Below are 18,123 nucleotides of genomic sequence, written 5' to 3'. Positions count from 1 at the left end.
AGCAACCTTGCGCATGCGCGCAAGATCATTGCGTGCATGGGGGCTGGCCGGAGGTTCGTTGCAACGCCGCTTTCGTCCGTTGCGCGGGCAGACGCGTACGGCCCCCGCCTCTCCCTGCCGGGCAGGTCGAACGGGGGCCGTACGAAGGGGTGTCGGGCGCGTCAGTTCCAGCTGGCGTGCAGCGGCTTGCCCTCGGCGTAGCCGGCGGCGCTCTGGATGCCGACGATGGCCTTCTCGGCGAACTCCTCCAGGGAGCCGGCCCCGGCGTACGTGCAGGAGGAGCGGACGCCCGCGATGATCGAGTCGATCAGGTCCTCGACGCCGGGGCGGGCCGGGTCGAGGAACATCCGGGACGTGGAGATGCCCTCCTCGAACAGCGCCTTGCGGGCCCGGTCGTACGCCGACTCCTCGGACGTGCGGTTGCGCACGGCCCGCGCGGAGGCCATGCCGAAGGACTCCTTGTAGGCGCGCCCCTGGGCGTCGTGCTGGAGGTCGCCCGGGGACTCGTAGGTGCCCGCGAACCAGGAGCCGACCATCACGTTGGACGCGCCGGCGGCGAGGGCCATGGCCACGTCGCGCGGGTGGCGGACGCCGCCGTCGGCCCACACGTGCTTGCCGTACTTCTTCGCCTCGGCGGCGCACTCCAGGACGGCGGAGAACTGCGGCCGGCCGACGCCGGTCATCATGCGCGTCGTGCACATGGCACCGGGTCCGACACCGACCTTGACGATGTCCGCGCCCGCCTCGATCAGGTCGCGCACGCCCGCGGCGGCCACCACGTTGCCCGCGACGATCGGCACCTGCGGGTCGAGGTCGCGCACCAGCTTCAGGGCGCTGATCATCGACTCCTGGTGGCCGTGCGCGGTGTCGATGACGAGCGTGTCGACGCCCGCGTCCAGCAGCTGCTTGGCCTTGCCCGCGACGTCGCCGTTGATACCGACGGCGGCGGCGATCCGCAGCCGCCCCCGCGCGTCCGTGGCGGGCTTGTAGAGCGTGGCGCGCAGGGCGCCCTTGCGGGTGAGGATGCCGGCGAGCGTGCCGTCCTCGTTGACCGCGGGGGCGTAGCGGCGGTTGGCGTGGTCGAGGGTGTCGAAGGCCTCGCCCGGGTCCATGTGCGCGTCGATCAGCAGCAGGTCCCGGGACATGACCTCGCCCAGCTGCGTGAAGCGGTCCACGCCGGACAGGTCGGAGTCGGTGACCACGCCGACCGGCCGGTGGTTCTCGTCGACGACGACTCCGGCGTTGTGCGCGCGCTTGGGCAGCAGCGCCAGCGCGTCCGCGACGGTCTGGTGGGGCACCAGCATGATCGGGGTGTCCAGGACCAGGTGCCGGCTCTTCACCCAGGAGACGACGTCGGTGACGACGTCGATCGGGATGTCCTGCGGTATCACGACGAGCCCGCCGCGGCGGGCCACGGTCTCGGCCATGCGGCGCCCGGCGATGGCGGTCATGTTGGCGACGACGAGCGGGATGGTGGTGCCCGTGCCGTCCGGGGAGCTGAGGTCGACGGCCTGCCTCGAGCCCACCGAGGAGCGGCTCGGCACCATGAAGACGTCGTCGTACGTCAGGTCGTACCCGGGCTGGATGTCATTGAGGAAACGCACGTGCTGCACATCCCAGTCGATCAGAGGTGACCCCCCGACCGGCCGGCCAGGGGGAAAGAGCACGTACTTCATTGTCCCATGCCGGCTGCGCGGACGTCCCCCAGCGGATCATCCAGGCTGGTCAGGGGCTCTCTCGGAGGATTCTCCAAGCCCGAGGGTCACGAAGAGACCCGGACCCCGGTCCGTCGCCTCGGCGAAGATCTCCTCCGCGACCTGCCACTCCTCGGGCCGCTTCTCGGCGTACGCCCGCCAGCCCCGGACGACGACCAGCAGCCCCCGCTCCACGGCTCCCTCGGGCCAGAGGGCGGGGTCGGCCAGGCAGTCGGCGAGGGCGTCCCAGTTGCGGCCGAACCACTCGGGCAGGGCCAGGTCACGGGCGCAGCGGTCCATGAGACCCGCCTTGTCCGTGACCCCGTCGAGGTCCAGCACGACCACGATCCGGCCGGCCGGGTCGTCCGGCACCTCGTGCGACTGGCTGACCATCTGTCAGACTCCGTCCGGGTCGGCCCTGTTGAGTGCGGGCTTCGGTGCCGGCCCCGCCGTCATCAGATAGTCCGCGGCCGACGTGTCCGTCACCAGGCTGGTGACGAGCCCGGACCGCAGCACCGCGTCGATCGCGGGTCCCTTGCGCTGTCCGCCGGCGATCGCGACGACCTCGGGGATACTGCGGAGCTGGTCGGCCTTGACGGTGATGCACCGCTCGCCCAGGTCCCGGCCGACCCTTCGGCCCTCGGCGTCGAAGAGGTGCGCGGACATCTCGGCGGCGACACCGAGCGAGGCGTAGTGCGCGCGCTCCTCGTCGCTGAGCATGTCGTGCACCGTGGAGATGCCCGGCTCCCAGGAGCCGATGGAGACGCAGGCGACGGTGACCTTGTCGAAGTGCTCGAAGGCCCGGGCGATCCCCGTCTGGTTGCGCAGTGCCGAGGCCGTGGCCGCGTCGGGCAGCAGCATCGGCGCGTAGATGGGGTGCGCGTCACCGCCGGACACCTGGGCGGCACGGCGCACGGCCTCGACCGAGCCGCGCTCGGCGGTCCCGGCGTCGTACACGCCGGTCAGCTGCACCACCGTGCACGGCGGCAGCCGGTCGAGCGCCGCCGCCATGTGGATGGTGGAGCGGCCCCAGGCCAGGCCCAGCACATCACCTTCGTTGACCAGTTCGCCGAGCAGGTCGGCGGCCACTTCTCCCAGGTTCTCGGGGTCCGGTGTCTCCTCGGCATCGGCCGGGGACTCGACCACGACGGCGTGCCTGAGGCCGTAGCGGGCGCGGAGCGCGTCCGAGCGCTCGGCGTCCAGCTCCGCAGGCACACGGATCTCGATGCGTACGAGATCCCGTTCGAGGGCGGTCTCCAGGACCCGGGCCACCTTGAAGCGGCTGACGCCGAACTCCTCCGCGATCTGGATCTTGGACTTGCCCTCGAGGTAGAAGCGGCGGGCCATGGCCGCCGCCTGCACCAGCTCAGCGGGTCCCATCCGCATGGCTGACCGGCCCGCCGACATACCCGACACGGCGATCTCCTCACTGCTGTTCACACTCTGGATTCGCCGTTCATCCTTGCAGATCCGGCGCGGATGATCAGCCCTGATGAGAGCCGTTCACTTTGCTGTGGCTCAGTGGTCGCAGGCCCAGGAGGCCTTGGCGGTCGCCGCCTCCGCCTGCGTGCGTAGTGCACGTACCGCCTCTGCCGGGTCGTTTGCCCCGTAGACCGCCGATCCGGCCACGAAGACGTCGGCTCCGGCGTCCGCGCACCGCTCGATCGTGGAAGCGGAGACTCCGCCGTCGACCTGGAGCCAGAGCTCCAGACCGTGCTTGTTGATCAACTCGCGGGTGCGGCGAATCTTCGGAAGCATGATGTCGAGGAAGGCCTGTCCCCCGAAGCCCGGTTCGACCGTCATGATCAGCAGCATGTCGAGCTCGGGGAGCAGGTCCTCGTACGGCTCGACGGGGGTCGCGGGCTTGAGCGCCATGGAGGCGCGGGCGCCCTTGGCGCGGATCTCCCGGGCGAGCCGCACCGGGGCGGCGGCCGCCTCGACGTGGAAGGTGACGGAACCGGCCCCCGCTTCGACGTACTGGGGCGCCCACCGGTCAGGGGCCTCGATCATCAGATGGCAGTCCAGCGGGGTGTCCGTCGCGCGGGCGAGCGACTCTACGACCGGCACGCCGAGGGTGAGGTTCGGGACGAAATGGTTGTCCATGACGTCGACGTGGAGCCAGTCGGCTCCTTCCACGGCCTTCGCCTCGTCCGCGAGGCGGGCGAAGTCGGCGGACAGGATGCTGGGGTTGATCTGCGCGGCCATGACCTAAGACTGCCATGCCCTCCGGGGGTTGTGGGCATCGGTCCCGGGGCGCAGAGGGGGTCGCCGTGAAACAGGGCGTCGCACATCTCGTCTGCGGGCGGCGGGCCAAGTGGCTGGTGCTGGTGTTGTGGGTGGCGGTGCTGTTCGTGACGGCACCACTGGCGATGAAGCTCACCGACGCCCAGGACAACGACGCGTCGTCCTGGCTGCCGGGGTCCGCGGAGTCGACGCAGGTGCTGGAGATCTCCAAGGACTTCCGGCCGGAGCAGGTCCCGGCGGTGGTGATCTACGCCCGGGAGAGCGGGCTGACGGTCCAGGACCGGGCGGAGATCGCCGAGGACGCGCGGCAGCTCAAGGAGCTGCGTGACCATGGCATCCGGGGTGCGGAGACCCGGGGGCCGGTCTTCGACCGGCAGGCCGACCCGCGGGCGGCGCAGATCCTCGTGCCGATCACGATGGACGAGAAGGGCTGGGAGCGGATCTCGCCCGCCGTCGACTCCATCCGGGACGACGTCGGCGGGGGCGGCGCCGGGCTTGCCGTGCACATCACGGGTCCGGGCGGCACGGCGGCGGACTTCGCGGAGGCCTTCGAGGGCATCGACTCGACGCTGCTGTTCGCGGCGATGACCGTCGTCATCGTCATGCTGCTCATCACCTACCGCAGCCCGACCCTGCTGCTGGTCCCCCTGGTCTCCGTGGTCTGTGCGCTGTTCGCCTCCCAGGCGCTGATCTACCTGCTGGCCGAGCACGCGGGCCTGACGGTCAACGGCCAGAGCGCCGGCATCCTGACGGTGCTGGTCTTCGGGGCGGGGACGGACTACGCCTTGTTGCTGGTCGCCCGCTACCGGGAGGAGCTGCGCCGGCACGAGGACCGGCACGAGGCGATGGCCCAGGCGCTGCACCGGGCGGGCCCCGCGGTGCTCGCCTCCGGCGCGACGGTCGTGCTGAGCCTGCTGGTGCTGCTGGTCGCCGAGATGAACTCGACCAGCGGCCTGGGACCGGTGGCCGCGATCGGTGTCGCCGTCGCCCTGCTCGCGATGATGACGCTCTTCCCGGCCCTGCTGGTGATCGTCGGCCGGTGGATCTTCTGGCCGGTGATCCCGCACTTCGGTACGGCCGATCCGACCGAGCGGGGCGTGTGGGCCCGCGCCGGCCGCCGTATCGGCCGCCGTCCCCGGATGGTGTGGGGCGTCACGGTGGCGGTGCTGGCGGTCTGCTCGCTCGGCCTGATCCAGCTGCGCGCCGACGGCATCGGGAACGCGGACGCGTTCACCGGGAAACCGGACTCGATCGTCGGCCAGGAGGTTTCCGCACGCTATTTCCCGGCCGGGAGCGGCAATCCGCTCGTCATCGTCAGCAACCAGGCGCAGGCCCGGCAGGTGGGCCGCGCGGTCGCCGCCACGCCGGGCGTGGTCCCGGAGTCGCTGGGCCTGCCACCGGGCACGAAGCCGTCCTTCCAGGGCAGGGTCCTCTTCGAGGCCACGATGACCGCCCCGGCCGACAGCGACGCGGCGAAACAGACCGTGCAGCGGGTACGGGACGCCGTCCATGCGGTACCGGACGCCGATGCCCGGGTGGGCGGCGGTACGGCGGGCCTCGTGGACATGGACGAGGCGATCACCCATGACAACGTCCTGGTCATCCCGCTGGTGCTGGCGGTCGTCCTGCTGATCCTGTGCGCCCTGCTACGGGCCCTGATCGCGCCGCTGCTGCTGATCGGGACGGTGATCCTGTCGTTCGCGGCGGCCCTCGGCATCAGCGCGCTCGCGTTCCGGTACGTCTTCGACTACGCGGGCGAGGCGACCGACTTCCCGCTGTTCGTCTTCGTGTTCCTGGTCGCCCTGGGCATCGACTACAACATCTTCCTGACCACCCGCATCCGCGAGGAGGCGGTCCGCCAGGGCACCGGACCGGGCGTGGTCACGGGGCTCGCCGCCACCGGCGCGGTCATCACCTCCGCCGGCCTGGTCCTGGCCGGTACCTTCGCCGCGCTCGGCACCCTCCCCATGGTCGCCTTCGCCGAGATCGGCTTCGCGGTCGCCCTCGGTGTCCTCATCGACACGTTCGTCGTGCGCTCGGTCCTGGTGACGTCGCTGTTCCTGGACGTGGGGCCGAAGGTGTGGTGGCCGCACCGGCTGGCCGGGGAGGACGGCGGTGCGGCGGCCCGGGAGAGCGTCGAAGCGGGGGTCAGCCGGTCCGGCGGATGAGCGCCAGGTACATCGCGTCGGTCCCGTGCAGGTGCGGCCACAGCTGCACGTCGGGCCCTTCGCCGAGGTCCGGTACGCCGGGCAGCAGCGGCCGGGCGTCGAGGAGGTCGGTGTCCGGGTACTGCTTGAGGACGTCGGCGACCACGGCCCTGGTCTCGGCGAGGTGCGGCGAGCAGGTCGCGTAGCCCACGACTCCGCCGACCCGCACCGACTCCAGGGCGGTGCGCAGCAGGCCGCGCTGCAACGGCGCGAACCCCTCCAGGTCCTCCGGCCGGCGCCGCCAGCGCGCCTCGGGGCGGCGCCGCAGGGCACCGAGCCCGGTGCACGGCACGTCGACCAGCACGCGGTCGAAGCTGCCGGGCCGCCACGCCGGTCGCGTCCCGTCGGCGGCGATCACCTGGTAGGGCCCGGGGTTCCCGTCCAGCGCCTTGGCCACGAGCCCGGCGCGGTGGGTCTGCTTCTCGGAGGCGACGAGCAGCGCGCCCCGCTGGGCCGCGAGGGCGCCGAGCAGCGCGGCCTTGCCGCCGGGCCCCGCACACCCGTCCAGCCACCGCCGGTCCGGCCCGTCCAGGGGCGCGGCCGCGAGGGCGAGCGCCACGAGCTGGCTGCCCTCGTCCTGCACGCCCGCGCGTCCGTCCCGTACGGCCGCGACTGCGCCCGGCTCACCGCCCTCGGTCAGCCGCACGGCGTACGGCGACCAGTGCCCCGGCACGGCTGCGTCCTCTTCGAGCAGTTCCTCGGCGGTGGCCCGCCCGGGGCGCGCGACCAGGGTCACCTCGGGCCGCTCGTTGTCGGCGCGCAGCAGGTCCTCGATACCGGCGCGGCCGCCGCCGAGGGAGTCCCACAGCGCCGACACGACCCACCGCGGGTGCGAGTGGACGACGGCGAGGTGGTCCTCGGGGTCCTCGTCATAGGGCGGCGCGACCCGCTCCAGCCAGCCGTCCAGGTCGTGCTGCGCGACCTTCCGCAGCACGGCGTTGACGAACTTGGCCCGCCCGTCGCCGAGCACGACCCGCGCGAGCTCGACGGTGGCCGACACCGCCGCGTGCGTCGGGATCCGTGTCCCGAGCAGCTGGTGCGCGCCGAGGCTCAGCACGTCCAGCACCGGCGGGTCGACCTCCCCCAGCGGCCGGTCCACGCAGGCCGAGAGGACCGCGTCGTACGTCCCCTGCCGCCGCAGCGTGCCGTACACCAGCTCGGTGGCGAGCGCCGCGTCCCGGGCGTCGAACTTCTCGGGTCCCTCCTTCTCCCGCGCCTTGCGCAACAGGGGCGGCAGAACGAGGTTGGCGTAGGCGTCCCGCTCGTCCACGGCCCTCAGCGCCTCGAAGGCGAGGATGCGGACGGGGTCCTTCTTGGGCCGCCGGTAGGGCTTGCCGGACGTACGGGGCCGACGGGGCTGGTCGCTCACGAAAAAGGTGCTCCGGGTGTGAGAAGAAGTGCGCCGTCCAGCCTACGCCGCCCCGGACGTGTCGCCGCGTCAGCCCCCGAGCCGCTCGCCCTCGGTGATCCGCACCCCGCGGGCCCAGTCCGCCGCCCGCATCGGCTTCTTGCCCTGGGCCTGCACCCAGAGCAGCTCGACGGCGTACGAGCCGGTGCCGACGTACACGTTGTTCTTGCCGGCGGAGATCTGCCCCGGGGCGAGATCCGTCCGGTCCGGCGCGGGGGTGACCTGGATGAGCTTGAGCCGCTCACCGCGGAACGTGGTCCAGGCGCCGGGAGCCGGGGTGCAGCCCCGCACCATCCGGTCGACGCGCAGCGCGGGCGCGCTCCAGTCGATGTGGGCGTCCTCGACGTTGACCTTCGGGGCCAGGCTGACCCCTTCGGCCGGCTGCGGTACGGCCTTCAGCGTGCCGTCCTCGATCCCGTCCATGGTCGCCGCGAGCAGCCCGGCACCGGCGAAGGCCAGCCGCGTCAGCAGGTCCCCGCTGGTGTCGGTGGGCCGGATCTCCTCGGTGACCGTCCCGTACACCGGCCCGGAGTCGAGGCCCTCCTCGATCAGGAAGGTGGAAGCCCCGGTGATCTCGTCCCCGGCCATGATGGCGTGCTGCACGGGCGCGGCGCCGCGCCAGGCCGGCAGCAGGGAGAAGTGCAGATTGACCCAGCCGTGCGCGGGGACGTCGAGGGCGACCCGGGGCAGCAGCGCGCCGTAGGCGACGACGGGACAGCAGTCCGGCCCGATCTCCCGCAGCCGCTCCAGGAACTCGGGGTCCTTCGGCTTCGCGGGCTTCAGCACCTCGATTCCGGCCTCCTCCGCCCGCTCGGCGACGGGCGACGCGACGAGCCTGCGCCCACGCCCGGCCGGCGCGTCGGGCCGCGTGACGACAGCGGCCACCTCGTGCCGCTCAGAGGCGAGAAGAGCGTCCAGAGCGGGAACGGCGACCTCGGGTGTACCGGCGAAGACGAGCTTCATGGGGTGGTGGGGGCCTCTCGGGCGGGAGTGGACGGCGGGCAGCACACAAGTCTATGAGCCCCGCCGTGGAACGGGTGGTGCGCGGGCGGACAGACGGAGCCGACGGCCGAAGGCCGAGGCGCACACCCCGCGCAAACAGGCGCACGCATATGCCCCCACGCCCCCACACCGTGACCCGCGGAGCGAATCCGCGTTGGTCAAGACAGAGTTGACCACATCGGGCCGCGATCGCGGCCCATTCCCTTTCAACGCCGGTTCGAGAGGCTTGTTCATGGCCGACCACGCAACCCACGACGCCCAGGCTCGGGCCAGCCTGCACTTGCTGGTGCGGGACATCGAGCGGGTCCGCCGGCAGGTGGACGCACTGCGCACACTCACCGCCCAGCTGGGCAACGTCTACCGCCCGCGCCGCTCCGGCTCCTCCACGGGCTTCGTCGTCTACGGACGCGCCCCCGCCCCGACGGTACGTCTCGCCCAGGAGCTGCGGGACAGTGTCGAGACCCTGGTCACGGCGGCCGTGGACTTCGACCGCTCGCTCGGCTTCTCGTGGGACGCGGTGGGCTCCGCGCTCGGAGTCACCAAACAGGCGGTCCACCGCCGTTACGGCGCACGCCGGGCCACGGCCCAGTCGGCCGCGTCCGAGGCGGAGCGGACACCGGAGCCCTCGGGCTCGCGCACGGTCAGTGTGAACACCGGCCTCCCGACGGTCCCGGCGGCCCGCTCCATGCCCACCCAGCCGACGGCGGGCAGCCCGGCCCTGCGCGACGAGGCGAGGCCGACGGCCTTCCCCGGCCCACGCAACGGCTGACCCGCACCCCGCCCCGACAGGCCGCTGCCCTCCCGATACGTAGGGGAGGGCAGCGGCCTGTACGCGCAGCGAACAGCGGCAGACACGACCTCAGCCACCGCCACCGGCTCGGACGACCGCAGTCACCGGCTCACCCGATGTCAGCCGGATCGATCCGCACCCAGACAGGCTCCGCACTCCCCCGGGCCGTCCGCGCGGCCTGCGCGGCCTTCAGCGCGGCGGCCAGTGCCGCCCCCTTGCCCGGCGGCACCCGGACCAACGCCCGCTCCCACTGCTCCCCGGGCGGCGGCGCCCCCGCCCGCCGCGGTCGCCCCGCGGCCGGGACGGGCAATGGCACCGGCCCCAGCACCTCGGCCTCCGGCGGCAGTTCGGCCGCACGGAGAAACTCGGCCACCGCCTCCGCCGGCCCCGACACGGCCGCCATCCGCGACACCGGCGGAAACCCCAGCTCGGCCCGCTCGGCGAGTTCCCGCACCGCGTGACCGACGGGGTCCCACCGTACGAGCGCCTGGACCGGCCGCAGCGTCGGCTCGGCCACGACCACCACTGTGCCGCCGACCGGCTGCGGCCGGACGAGCGACCCGGCCGCGATCCACCGCCGCAACGCGTCCTCACCGGCCCGCAGATCGGGCCGCCCGAGCATCGCCCACCCGTCGAGCAGCAGCGCCGCCGCGTATCCGCCCTCGGCGACGGGCTCGGCCCCCGGCGTACTCACCACCAGCGCAGGCGCCCCCGGCACCGTGTCGAGCACGTGTTCACGACCCGAGGTCCGCACCGGAACGGCGGGGAAGGCCCGTCCGAGTTCCTCGGCGGTCCGCCGCGCGCCCACCACCGAGGCGCGCAGCCGGAACGCACCGCACTCCGGGCAGTGCCAGCCGTTCTCCTCACGGCCGCACCACCCGCAGCACAGCGCGCCGCCGTCCCGCGTTTCCAGCGGCCCGGAGCAGTGCCGGCACCGCGCGGGCGCCCGGCAGTTGGCGCACGCCATGCGCGGTACGTATCCCCGCCGGGGCACCTGCACCAGCACCGGACCGTGCCGCAGGCCCTCCCTGACGACCTGCCAGGCGAGGGTCGGCAGCCGGGCGGCCCGGGCGGCCTCGTCCCGCGCGAGGTCCCCGTCGCCGACGGTGCGGACGAGCGGAGCGGTGGCCCGCACCTGCTCACGCCCGGCGACCAGCGGACGGGCCCACCCGCTCTCGACGAGCTGCGCGGCCTCCACCGTGCAGCCCCAACTGCCCAGCAGGAAGCCGCACTTGTCCTGGGCGGCCCGCAGCAGCAGCACCTCACGCGCATGGGGCTGCGGGGCGTGCTGCTCGCTGTGGCTGTCGTCCCCGTCGTCCCAGATGGCGACCAGCCCGAGGTCCTGGACCGGTGCGAACATCGCGGCCCGGGTCCCGATCACGGCCCGCACGGAGCCCCGCCGGACCGCGAGCCACTGCGCGTACCGCTTCTCGGGTCCCGCGTCGGCGGTGAGCACCGCGTGCCGCCCCTTCCCCAGCAGGGCCGTCAAGGCGGCGTCCACCCGCGCGACCGCCCGCCCGTCGGGCAGGACGGCGAGCGCACCGCGACCGGAGGCCAGCGTCGCCCCGACGGCCCGGGCCAGCTCCTCGCTCCACTGCGGGCCGGGCAGCGCGTTCCACACGGCCCGGGGCGCGCCGCCGGAGGCGAGCGACTCCAGGAAGGCCCCTCCCTGCTCGTACCGCTGCCAGGAGCCCGCCACGGGCGCCGGGGGCGGTGGCAGCGGTGCGGGCGAGGGGCGCTGCTCGGCCCGTGCGCTGCGCGGCGGCACCGCGAGTTGCAGGACGTCGGCGAGGCTGCCTGCGTACCGGTCGGCGACCGCACGGGCCAGCCCGACCAGTTCCTCACTGAGCACCCGCTCGGGCGACACGACCTGGGCGAGGGCGGCCAGCGGCCCGGAGTAGTCGGACTCGGCCAGCCGCTCGACGAGGAACCCGTCGATCAGCCCGCCGCCCTCGCGCCGCCCGTCCCGCACCCGGTGCCGCCCGGCCCCGAACCGCACCCGCACCCGCACGCCGGGCTGGGCCTGCTCGTCCAGTTCCTCGGGCACGGCGTAGTCGAAGTACCGGTCGAGATGGAGCACACCCTTGTCGACGAGCACCCGGGCGACGGGCAGGTCCTTGGCGAGCGCGGCCCCCCGCCAGGTCCGCGGCTTGGCCCGAGGCGTCCTGGCCTTCCGCACACTCTCCCGGATGAGCGCGAGCTGCTCGGGCGGCGCGCCCTCCGCGCCGCCGCCCGCCTGTTCGTTCTCGCTGCTCACGCTTGCATTCTTACCAAACGTCACTGACATCCGGCGGCCCTCGAGTACCCGCCTCCCGCCCGCCGGACGCACGACGAGGCCCGGCGCCCCGAAGGGTGCCGGGCCTCGCGAGGAACCGCGGCGGCGTCGGACCTGCGGCCCCGCCGCCTTCCGGGGACTTACAGGCCCACGGCCTTGCGCAGCGCGTCCACGCGGTCCGTCCGCTCCCAGGTGAACTCGGGAAGCTCCCGGCCGAAGTGGCCGTACGCCGCCGTCTGGGAGTAGATCGGGCGGAGCAGGTCGAGGTCGCGGATGATGGCGGCCGGACGGAGGTCGAAGACCTCGTCGATCGCCTTCTCGATCTTCTCCGTGTCGACCTTGGCGGTGCCGAAGGTCTCGACGAACAGACCGACCGGCTCGGCCTTGCCGATGGCGTAGGCCACCTGGACCTCGCAGCGGGTGGCGAGACCCGCGGCGACCACGTTCTTGGCGACCCAGCGCATGGCGTACGCCGCGGAGCGGTCGACCTTGGACGGGTCCTTGCCGGAGAAGGCGCCGCCGCCGTGGCGGGCCATGCCGCCGTAGGTGTCGATGATGATCTTGCGGCCGGTCAGGCCGGCGTCACCCATCGGGCCGCCGATCTCGAAGCGGCCGGTGGGGTTGACCAGGAGGCGGTAGTTCTCCGTGTCCAGCTTGATGCCCTCGTCGAGCAGCGCCTTGAGCTCCGGGTCGACGACGAACTCCTTGATGTCCGGAGCCAGGAGCGAGTCCAGGTCGATGTCGGAGGCGTGCTGCGAGGAGACGACGACGGTGTCCAGGCGGACCGCCTTGTCGCCGTCGTACTCGATGGTGACCTGCGTCTTGCCGTCCGGGCGCAGGTAGGGGATCGTGCCGTTCTTGCGCACGTCGGACAGGCGCTTCGACAGGCGGTGGGCCAGGAAGATCGGCAGCGGCATGAGCGTCGGCGTCTCGTCCGTCGCGTAGCCGAACATCAGGCCCTGGTCGCCCGCGCCCTGCTTGTCGAGCTCGTCCTCGTCGCCCTCGACACGGGACTCGTAAGCCGTGTCCACGCCCTGGGCGATGTCCGGGGACTGCGCGCCGATCGACACCGAGACGCCGCAGGAGGCGCCGTCGAAGCCCTTCTTCGAGGAGTCGTAGCCGATTTCGAGGATCTTGTTCCGGACCAGCGTCGCGATGTCCGCGTACGTCTTGGTGGTGACCTCGCCGGCCACGTGCACCAGGCCGGTCGTGATCAAGGTCTCGACGGCGACCCGGGAGGTCGGGTCCTCGCGGAGCAGCGCGTCGAGAATGGTGTCGCTGATCTGGTCAGCGATCTTGTCGGGGTGACCCTCGGTCACGGACTCCGAGGTGAACAGGCGACGGGACACAACGCTCCCTGGGGTTGCAGCGGCTGCTGGCTGATCATTGGCGGACGGCGGGGGCTGCACCCGGCGCCGTCCGTGGAACAGTTTATCGGTCACGCTTCGGCCACGGTCCCCCTGTCTCGACACTCGGAAGTGCTGTGACCTGCGGCACGGGCATTCTGCCCAATGCCGAGCTGCGTTGGCCAGAGGCGCCACGCCCCGATCGGCCGTGTTTCACGGGGGCGCAGGGCGACTGAAACATCAGTGAAGGCGCTCGACCACCAGGCCCCATACGGTTTCGGCCAGGGCTTCCTTGGGTCCGTGCGGCACCGCGGTCTCGCTGCCGTCGGCGCCGAGGACGACGGCCTCGTTCTCCTCGGAACCGAAGGTTCTGCTCTCCCCGACCTCGTTCACCACCAGCAGATCACAGCCCTTGCGCTTCAGTTTCGCGCGGCCGTTGGCGAGCACGTCGTCGGTCTCCGCCGCGAAGCCGACGATCACCTGGCCGGGGCGGGCGCGCTCGGCGGAGACCTCCGCGAGGATGTCCGGATTCCGCACCAGCGTGATCGGCTCCGGCTCCTGGTCGTCCTTCTTCTTGATCTTCCCGGCCGCGTACACCGCCGGGCGGAAGTCCGCCACCGCCGCGGCCATGACCACCGCGTCGGCGTCTGCGGAGGCCTCCAGCACCGCCTCCCGCAGCTGCAGGGCGGTGCCCACGGGGACGACGTCCACGCCGGCCGGGTCGGGCAGGGCGCTGTTGGCCGCGATCAGCGTGACGCGGGCGCCGCGGGCGGCCGCGGTGCGGGCGAGGGCGTAGCCCTGCTTGCCTGAGGAGCGGTTGCCGAGGAAGCGGACGGGGTCCAGGGGCTCGCGGGTGCCGCCGGCGCTGATCACCACGTGCCGGCCCTTCAGGTCGGGCTCGGTCACGCCCCGGGCCAGCACCCGGCGGCAGACCTCGAAGATCTCGCCCGGGTCGGGGAGCCGGCCCTTGCCGGTGTCGACGCCGGTGAGGCGGCCCACGGCCGGTTCGATGACCAGGGCGCCGCGGCGGCGCAGCGTCGCCACGTTCTCCTGGGTGGCCGGGTGCTCCCACATCTCCGTGTGCATGGCGGGGGCGAAGACGACCGGGCAGCGGGCGGTGAGGAGGGTGTTGGTCAGGAGGTCGTCGGCGAGGCCGTGGGCCGCCTTGGCGAGCATGTCGGCGGTGGCGGGGGCGACGACGACCAGGTCGGCGTGCTGTCCGATGCGGACGTGCGGGACCTCGTGCACGTCGTCCCACACCTCGGTGGAGACCGGGTTTCCGGAGAGCGCGGACCAGGTGGCGGCGCCGACGAAGTGCAGCGCGGAGGCGGTGGGGACGACGCGCACGTCATGGCCCGACTCCGTCAACCGCCGCAGCAGCTCACAGGCCTTGTACGCGGCGATGCCGCCACTGACCCCCAGAACGACCTTCGGTTTGTCCACCGTCTCTCCCCGGACCTCGGCAACCGGCACAACGTACGACTCCATGACACACCACAGGCCCGGCAGTCGGCCTGCCGGGCCTGTGGAAAAGTCAGCGTCAAGCTGCAAATAGTACTTACTGCGCCGGGCCCTCGACGGCCTCGGACGTCAGCAGCCCCGCGTTGATCTCGCGAAGGGCGATCGAGAGCGGCTTCTCGTGGACGTGGGTGTCGACGAGAGGACCGACGTACTCGAGGAGACCCTCGCCGAGCTGCGAGTAGTACGCGTTGATCTGGCGGGCCCGCTTGGCCGCGTAGATCACGAGGCTGTACTTCGAGTCGGTGGCCTCGAGGAGCTCGTCGATCGGCGGGTTGATGATGCCCTCGGGCGCGGAGATGGAAGAGGACACGCTCTACCTTCCGATGGATGGGAAAGATTCTGTCGGGGTGATCAGCGAGACCCGGAAACGATCAGCGATGGTCACACGACGTCCATCAAGGCTAGCAGCTCGCGAGCCACGTCCTCGACGGAGGTGTTCACCAGGGTCGTGTCGAACTCCGGCTCGGCGGCCAGTTCGATCTTGGCCGCCTCGAGCCGGCGCTCGATGACCTCGGGCGGTTCGGTGCCCCGCCCGGTGAGTCTGCGCACCAGCTCCTCCCAGGAGGGAGGAGCCAGGAACACCAGCTGGGCCTCGGGCATCGACTCCCGGACCAGACGGGCGCCCTGGAGGTCGATCTCGAGGAGTACGGGCTCGCCCTTCTCCAAGCGCTCCTGCACGGCCGCACGCGGCGTGCCGTAGCGGTTACCCGCGAACTCGGCCCACTCCAGCAGTTCGCCGTTGGCGATCAGCTTGTCCATCTCGTCGTCGGTGACGAAGAAGTAGTGGACTCCGTGCTTCTCGCCGGGGCGGGGCTTGCGGGTCGTCGCCGACACCGAGAGCCAGACCTCGGGATGTTCCTTGCGCATATGGGCGACGACCGTGCTCTTGCCGACCCCGGAGGGGCCGGAGAGCACGGTCAGCCGCGGACGTACGTCCGGGGGCACGGGGGTCGTCCCCCGGGGTGTTGCAGCCATGCAGCGATTATCCAGCAATCCCGGAGTGCCCGGGACTCGCTCCCCCTTCAGTGCCCGGTTCAGGAACCGGTGCTGCCGAACTCACGCTCGAGGGAGGCGATCTGGTTGGACCCGAGACCACGCACGCGGCGGCTCTCGGAGATACCGAGTCGCTCCATGATCTGCTTGGCGCGGACCTTGCCCACGCCCGGCAGGGACTCGAGGAGGGCGGAGACCTTCATCTTGCCGATGACGTCGTTCTCCTGGCCCTGCTTGATGACCTCGTGAAGGGAGGCGCCGGAGTGCTTGAGTCGATTCTTGACCTCGGCCCGCTCCCGGCGAGCCGCGGCGGCCTTTTCGAGCGCGGCTGCGCGCTGTTCAGGGGTAAGGGGCGGAAGAGCCACGCCTACGTCACCTCGGATGTCGAACTGTCGGATACGGACCGGTGAGGAACCTAGTCGCCCCACACCTGGGGAGCCACGAGCAACACGCTTGCCCGTTCACTCTCGTCGGAGACTAGCGGGCAAGTCCGCCAGAGTCAGCGAGAACAGCGGAAAAGTCCTGGTCAGCCTTCATCTGAACGGACATTTAGGACATACTGCCCCGGATTTGAGGATGTATTCAGACTCAAGCGCGCCCCGGACCACTCATCGGAGGACTCCGGAGGAGATCAGGAGGAGGTCGGAAAGAGGTCAGCCTGAGGTCAGACGGACGTCACGGCCTGCCGGATCTCCTCCGCGAAGCGCTCCGCGGCGTCACGCAGCGCGACCGCGTCGGGACCGTGGCGCAGCACTCCCCGGCTGACGTTCGGCACGACGTTGCGCACCGCCGCCCCGAAGACCCCGGGAAGATCGGCCGGCGTCGCCCCCTGGGCACCGATACCGGGCGCGAGGAGCGGGCCGTTGATGTCCAGGTCGTACGACGACAGGTCACCGAGGGTCGCGCCGACGACCGCGCCGAAGGACCCCAGGGGCTCCTCCCCCGCGTTCTCGGCGGACAGGTGCGCGAGCACGGTCGCTCCGACGTTCCGGCCGTCGGACCGCACGGCGTGCTGGACCTCGCCGCCCTCCGGGTTGGAGGTCAGCGCCAGCACGAACAGCCCGGCGCCGCTCTCCCGGGCCAGCGCGACGGCCGGGCTGAGCGAGCCGTAACCCAGGTAGGGCGAGACGGTCAGCGCGTCGGAGAACAGCGGGGCGTCCTTGTGCAGGAAGGACTCGGCGTACGCGGCCATGGTCGAGCCGATGTCGCCGCGCTTGGCGTCCATCACGACCAGCGCGCCGGCCGCCCGCGCCTCGGCCACCGACTTCTCCAGGACGGCGACGCCGCGCGAGCCGAACCGCTCGAAGAACGCGCTCTGCGGCTTGAGCACGGCGACCCGGTCGGCCACCGCCTCGACGACCGTGCGGCTGAACCGCTCCAGGCCCGTCACGTCGTCGTTGAGGCCCCACTCGGCGAGCAGGGAGGCGTGCGGGTCGATGCCGACGCACAGCGGGCCGCGCTCGTCCATCACGCGGCGCAGACGGGCGCCGAAGGGTTCGAGACCACTCATGCCGTCTTCCTCACGTCGGCGCCCACCGCGTCGGCGAGCGTGGCGTACGGGCTGGTGCGCAGGCGCGCGGCGAGCCCCTTGTGGATGGAGCGGCCCCAGAAGGGCCCCTCGTAGATGAAGGCGCTGTAACCCTGGACCAGCGTGGCACCGGCCAGGATGCGCTGCCAGGCGTCCTCGGCGTTCTCGACGCCGCCGACGCCCACCAGGGTGATCCGGCCGCCCACGCGCGCGTAGAGGCGGCGCAGGACCTCCAGGGAGCGTTCCTTCAGGGGTGCCCCGGACAGGCCGCCGGTCTCCTTGACCAGGGAGGAGTCTGACTTCAGGCCGAGTCCCTCGCGCGCGATCGTGGTGTTCGTGGCGATGATCCCCTCCAGGCCGAGTTCCACGGCGAGGTCGGCGACGGCGTCGATGTCCTCGTCGGCGAGGTCCGGCGCGATCTTGACCAGGAGCGGGACGCGCCGCGCGGCCACCGCCCGGTCGGCGGCCTCGCGGACGGCGCTCAGCAGGGGGCGCAGCGCCTCGGTGGCCTGGAGGTTGCGCAGGCCGGGCGTGTTCGGGGAGGAGACGTTGACGACGAGGTAGTCGGCGTAGGGGGCCAGCCGCTCGGCGGACTTCACGTAGTCCGCGACGGCCTCCTCCTCGGGGACGACCTTGGTCTTGCCGATGTTGACACCGACGACGGTCTTGAAGACGGGCGTCCGGGAGGCCAGACGGGCGGCGACGCGGAGCGATCCGTCGTTGTTGAAGCCCATGCGGTTGATCAGCGCCCGGTCCTTGACCAGGCGGAACAGCCGCTGTTTGGGGTTGCCGGGCTGCGGTTCACCGGTGACCGTGCCGATCTCGACGTGGTCGAAGCCGAGCATCGCCATGCCGTCGATGCCGACCGCGTTCTTGTCGAAGCCCGCGGCGAGCCCGAAGGGGCCGTGCATGCGCAGCCCGAAGGCCTCCGTGCGCAGCTCCTTGTGGCGGGGCGCGAGGGCGGCCGCGAGGAGGGTGCGCAGCACGGGCACGCGGGCGGCCAGGCGGATCCAGCGGAAGGCGAGGTGGTGCGCCTGCTCCGGGTCCATCCGCTTGAAGAGCAGACTGAAAAAGATCTTGTACATGGTGTCCTCACGAAGACATGGCGTCCTCAC

General features: G+C 72.1%; 16 protein-coding genes. 2 read left to right on the top strand and 14 right to left on the bottom strand.

Annotation, left to right across the window (positions count from 1 at the left end):
* Positions 1 to 161: 161 nt before the first annotated feature.
* The 4 genes from SCNRRL3882_RS33770 to rpe all read right to left on the bottom strand — a co-directional run bounded on the left by SCNRRL3882_RS33770 (position 162) and on the right by rpe (position 3,899).
* Positions 162 to 1,604 (bottom strand): GuaB1 family IMP dehydrogenase-related protein, encoded by a 1,443-nt coding sequence (locus SCNRRL3882_RS33770; protein ID WP_010046401.1) that lies wholly within the window; start codon positions 1,602 to 1,604, stop codon positions 162 to 164.
* A 108-nt stretch (positions 1,605 to 1,712) separates the two neighbouring features.
* Positions 1,713 to 2,066, bottom strand: a complete 354-nt coding sequence (locus SCNRRL3882_RS33765; RefSeq protein ID WP_029181626.1) for a barstar family protein — start codon at positions 2,064 to 2,066, stop codon at positions 1,713 to 1,715.
* A 24-nt stretch (positions 2,067 to 2,090) separates the two neighbouring features.
* Positions 2,091 to 3,134 carry a sugar-binding transcriptional regulator gene (locus tag SCNRRL3882_RS33760; RefSeq protein ID WP_010046403.1) on the bottom strand — a complete coding sequence of 348 codons (1,044 nt, stop codon included), beginning with the start codon at positions 3,132 to 3,134 and terminating at the stop codon, positions 2,091 to 2,093.
* Positions 3,135 to 3,212: 78 nt separating this feature from the next.
* Positions 3,213 to 3,899, bottom strand: a complete 687-nt coding sequence (rpe, locus tag SCNRRL3882_RS33755; RefSeq protein WP_010046404.1) for a ribulose-phosphate 3-epimerase — start codon at positions 3,897 to 3,899, stop codon at positions 3,213 to 3,215.
* A 14-nt stretch (positions 3,900 to 3,913) separates the two neighbouring features.
* On the opposite strand from rpe, the gene SCNRRL3882_RS33750 reads away from it, so the two are divergent.
* On the top strand, positions 3,914 to 6,106 hold the full coding sequence (locus SCNRRL3882_RS33750; protein ID WP_050810324.1) for an MMPL family transporter: 2,193 nt from the start codon (positions 3,914 to 3,916) through the stop codon (positions 6,104 to 6,106).
* On the opposite strand, the gene SCNRRL3882_RS33745 is transcribed toward SCNRRL3882_RS33750, so the two are convergent.
* The gene (locus SCNRRL3882_RS33745; protein WP_010046409.1) at positions 6,087 to 7,514 is read right to left on the bottom strand and encodes an RsmB/NOP family class I SAM-dependent RNA methyltransferase; all 1,428 of its coding nucleotides are present in this window, start codon (positions 7,512 to 7,514) and stop codon (positions 6,087 to 6,089) included. The genes SCNRRL3882_RS33750 and SCNRRL3882_RS33745 overlap by 20 nt on opposite strands.
* A gap of 69 nt (positions 7,515 to 7,583) precedes the next feature.
* A complete protein-coding gene (gene fmt, locus SCNRRL3882_RS33740; protein ID WP_010046410.1) occupies positions 7,584 to 8,516 on the bottom strand; it encodes a methionyl-tRNA formyltransferase in 933 nt (310 codons plus the stop codon).
* A gap of 271 nt (positions 8,517 to 8,787) precedes the next feature.
* On the opposite strand from fmt, the gene SCNRRL3882_RS33735 reads away from it, so the two are divergent.
* Positions 8,788 to 9,324 carry a hypothetical protein gene (locus SCNRRL3882_RS33735; protein ID WP_029181627.1) on the top strand — a complete coding sequence of 179 codons (537 nt, stop codon included), beginning with the start codon at positions 8,788 to 8,790 and terminating at the stop codon, positions 9,322 to 9,324.
* A 130-nt stretch (positions 9,325 to 9,454) separates the two neighbouring features.
* Here the strand turns inward: SCNRRL3882_RS33735 and SCNRRL3882_RS33730 are convergent, their stop codons facing one another.
* From SCNRRL3882_RS33730 to SCNRRL3882_RS33695, 8 genes are all read right to left on the bottom strand, one after another.
* Entirely contained in the window at positions 9,455 to 11,602 is a 2,148-nt protein-coding gene (locus SCNRRL3882_RS33730; protein WP_010046411.1) for a primosomal protein N', read from the bottom strand.
* Positions 11,603 to 11,760: 158 nt separating this feature from the next.
* A complete protein-coding gene (gene metK / locus SCNRRL3882_RS33725; RefSeq protein ID WP_010046412.1) occupies positions 11,761 to 12,969 on the bottom strand; it encodes a methionine adenosyltransferase in 1,209 nt (402 codons plus the stop codon).
* Between the two features lie 237 nt (positions 12,970 to 13,206).
* A complete protein-coding gene (gene coaBC, locus SCNRRL3882_RS33720; protein WP_010046413.1) occupies positions 13,207 to 14,409 on the bottom strand; it encodes a bifunctional phosphopantothenoylcysteine decarboxylase/phosphopantothenate--cysteine ligase CoaBC in 1,203 nt (400 codons plus the stop codon).
* 115 nt (positions 14,410 to 14,524) lie between these two features.
* Positions 14,525 to 14,797: a DNA-directed RNA polymerase subunit omega gene (gene rpoZ, locus SCNRRL3882_RS33715; protein WP_003988945.1), complete on the bottom strand. Its 273-nt coding sequence runs from the start codon at positions 14,795 to 14,797 to the stop codon at positions 14,525 to 14,527.
* A 71-nt stretch (positions 14,798 to 14,868) separates the two neighbouring features.
* Complete coding sequence (gene gmk / locus SCNRRL3882_RS33710; RefSeq protein ID WP_029181628.1) at positions 14,869 to 15,462, bottom strand: guanylate kinase; 594 nt, start codon at positions 15,460 to 15,462, stop codon at positions 14,869 to 14,871.
* A 59-nt stretch (positions 15,463 to 15,521) separates the two neighbouring features.
* Positions 15,522 to 15,845, bottom strand: a complete 324-nt coding sequence (locus SCNRRL3882_RS33705; protein WP_003977346.1) for an integration host factor — start codon at positions 15,843 to 15,845, stop codon at positions 15,522 to 15,524.
* Between the two features lie 299 nt (positions 15,846 to 16,144).
* On the bottom strand, positions 16,145 to 16,990 hold the full coding sequence (gene pyrF, locus SCNRRL3882_RS33700) for an orotidine-5'-phosphate decarboxylase (RefSeq protein ID WP_010046425.1): 846 nt from the start codon (positions 16,988 to 16,990) through the stop codon (positions 16,145 to 16,147).
* Positions 16,987 to 18,093: a quinone-dependent dihydroorotate dehydrogenase gene (locus tag SCNRRL3882_RS33695; protein ID WP_010046426.1), complete on the bottom strand. Its 1,107-nt coding sequence runs from the start codon at positions 18,091 to 18,093 to the stop codon at positions 16,987 to 16,989. Before SCNRRL3882_RS33695 ends, pyrF begins: the two co-directional genes overlap by 4 nt.
* Between the last annotated feature and the right edge of the window lie 30 nt (positions 18,094 to 18,123).

The sequence above is a fragment of the Streptomyces chartreusis NRRL 3882 genome, assembly GCF_900236475.1.
Lineage (GTDB): Bacteria > Actinomycetota > Actinomycetes > Streptomycetales > Streptomycetaceae > Streptomyces > Streptomyces chartreusis_D.
The sequence above is the reverse complement of the archived record's forward strand: the minus strand, read 5'-3'. Positions and strand labels throughout refer to the sequence as shown.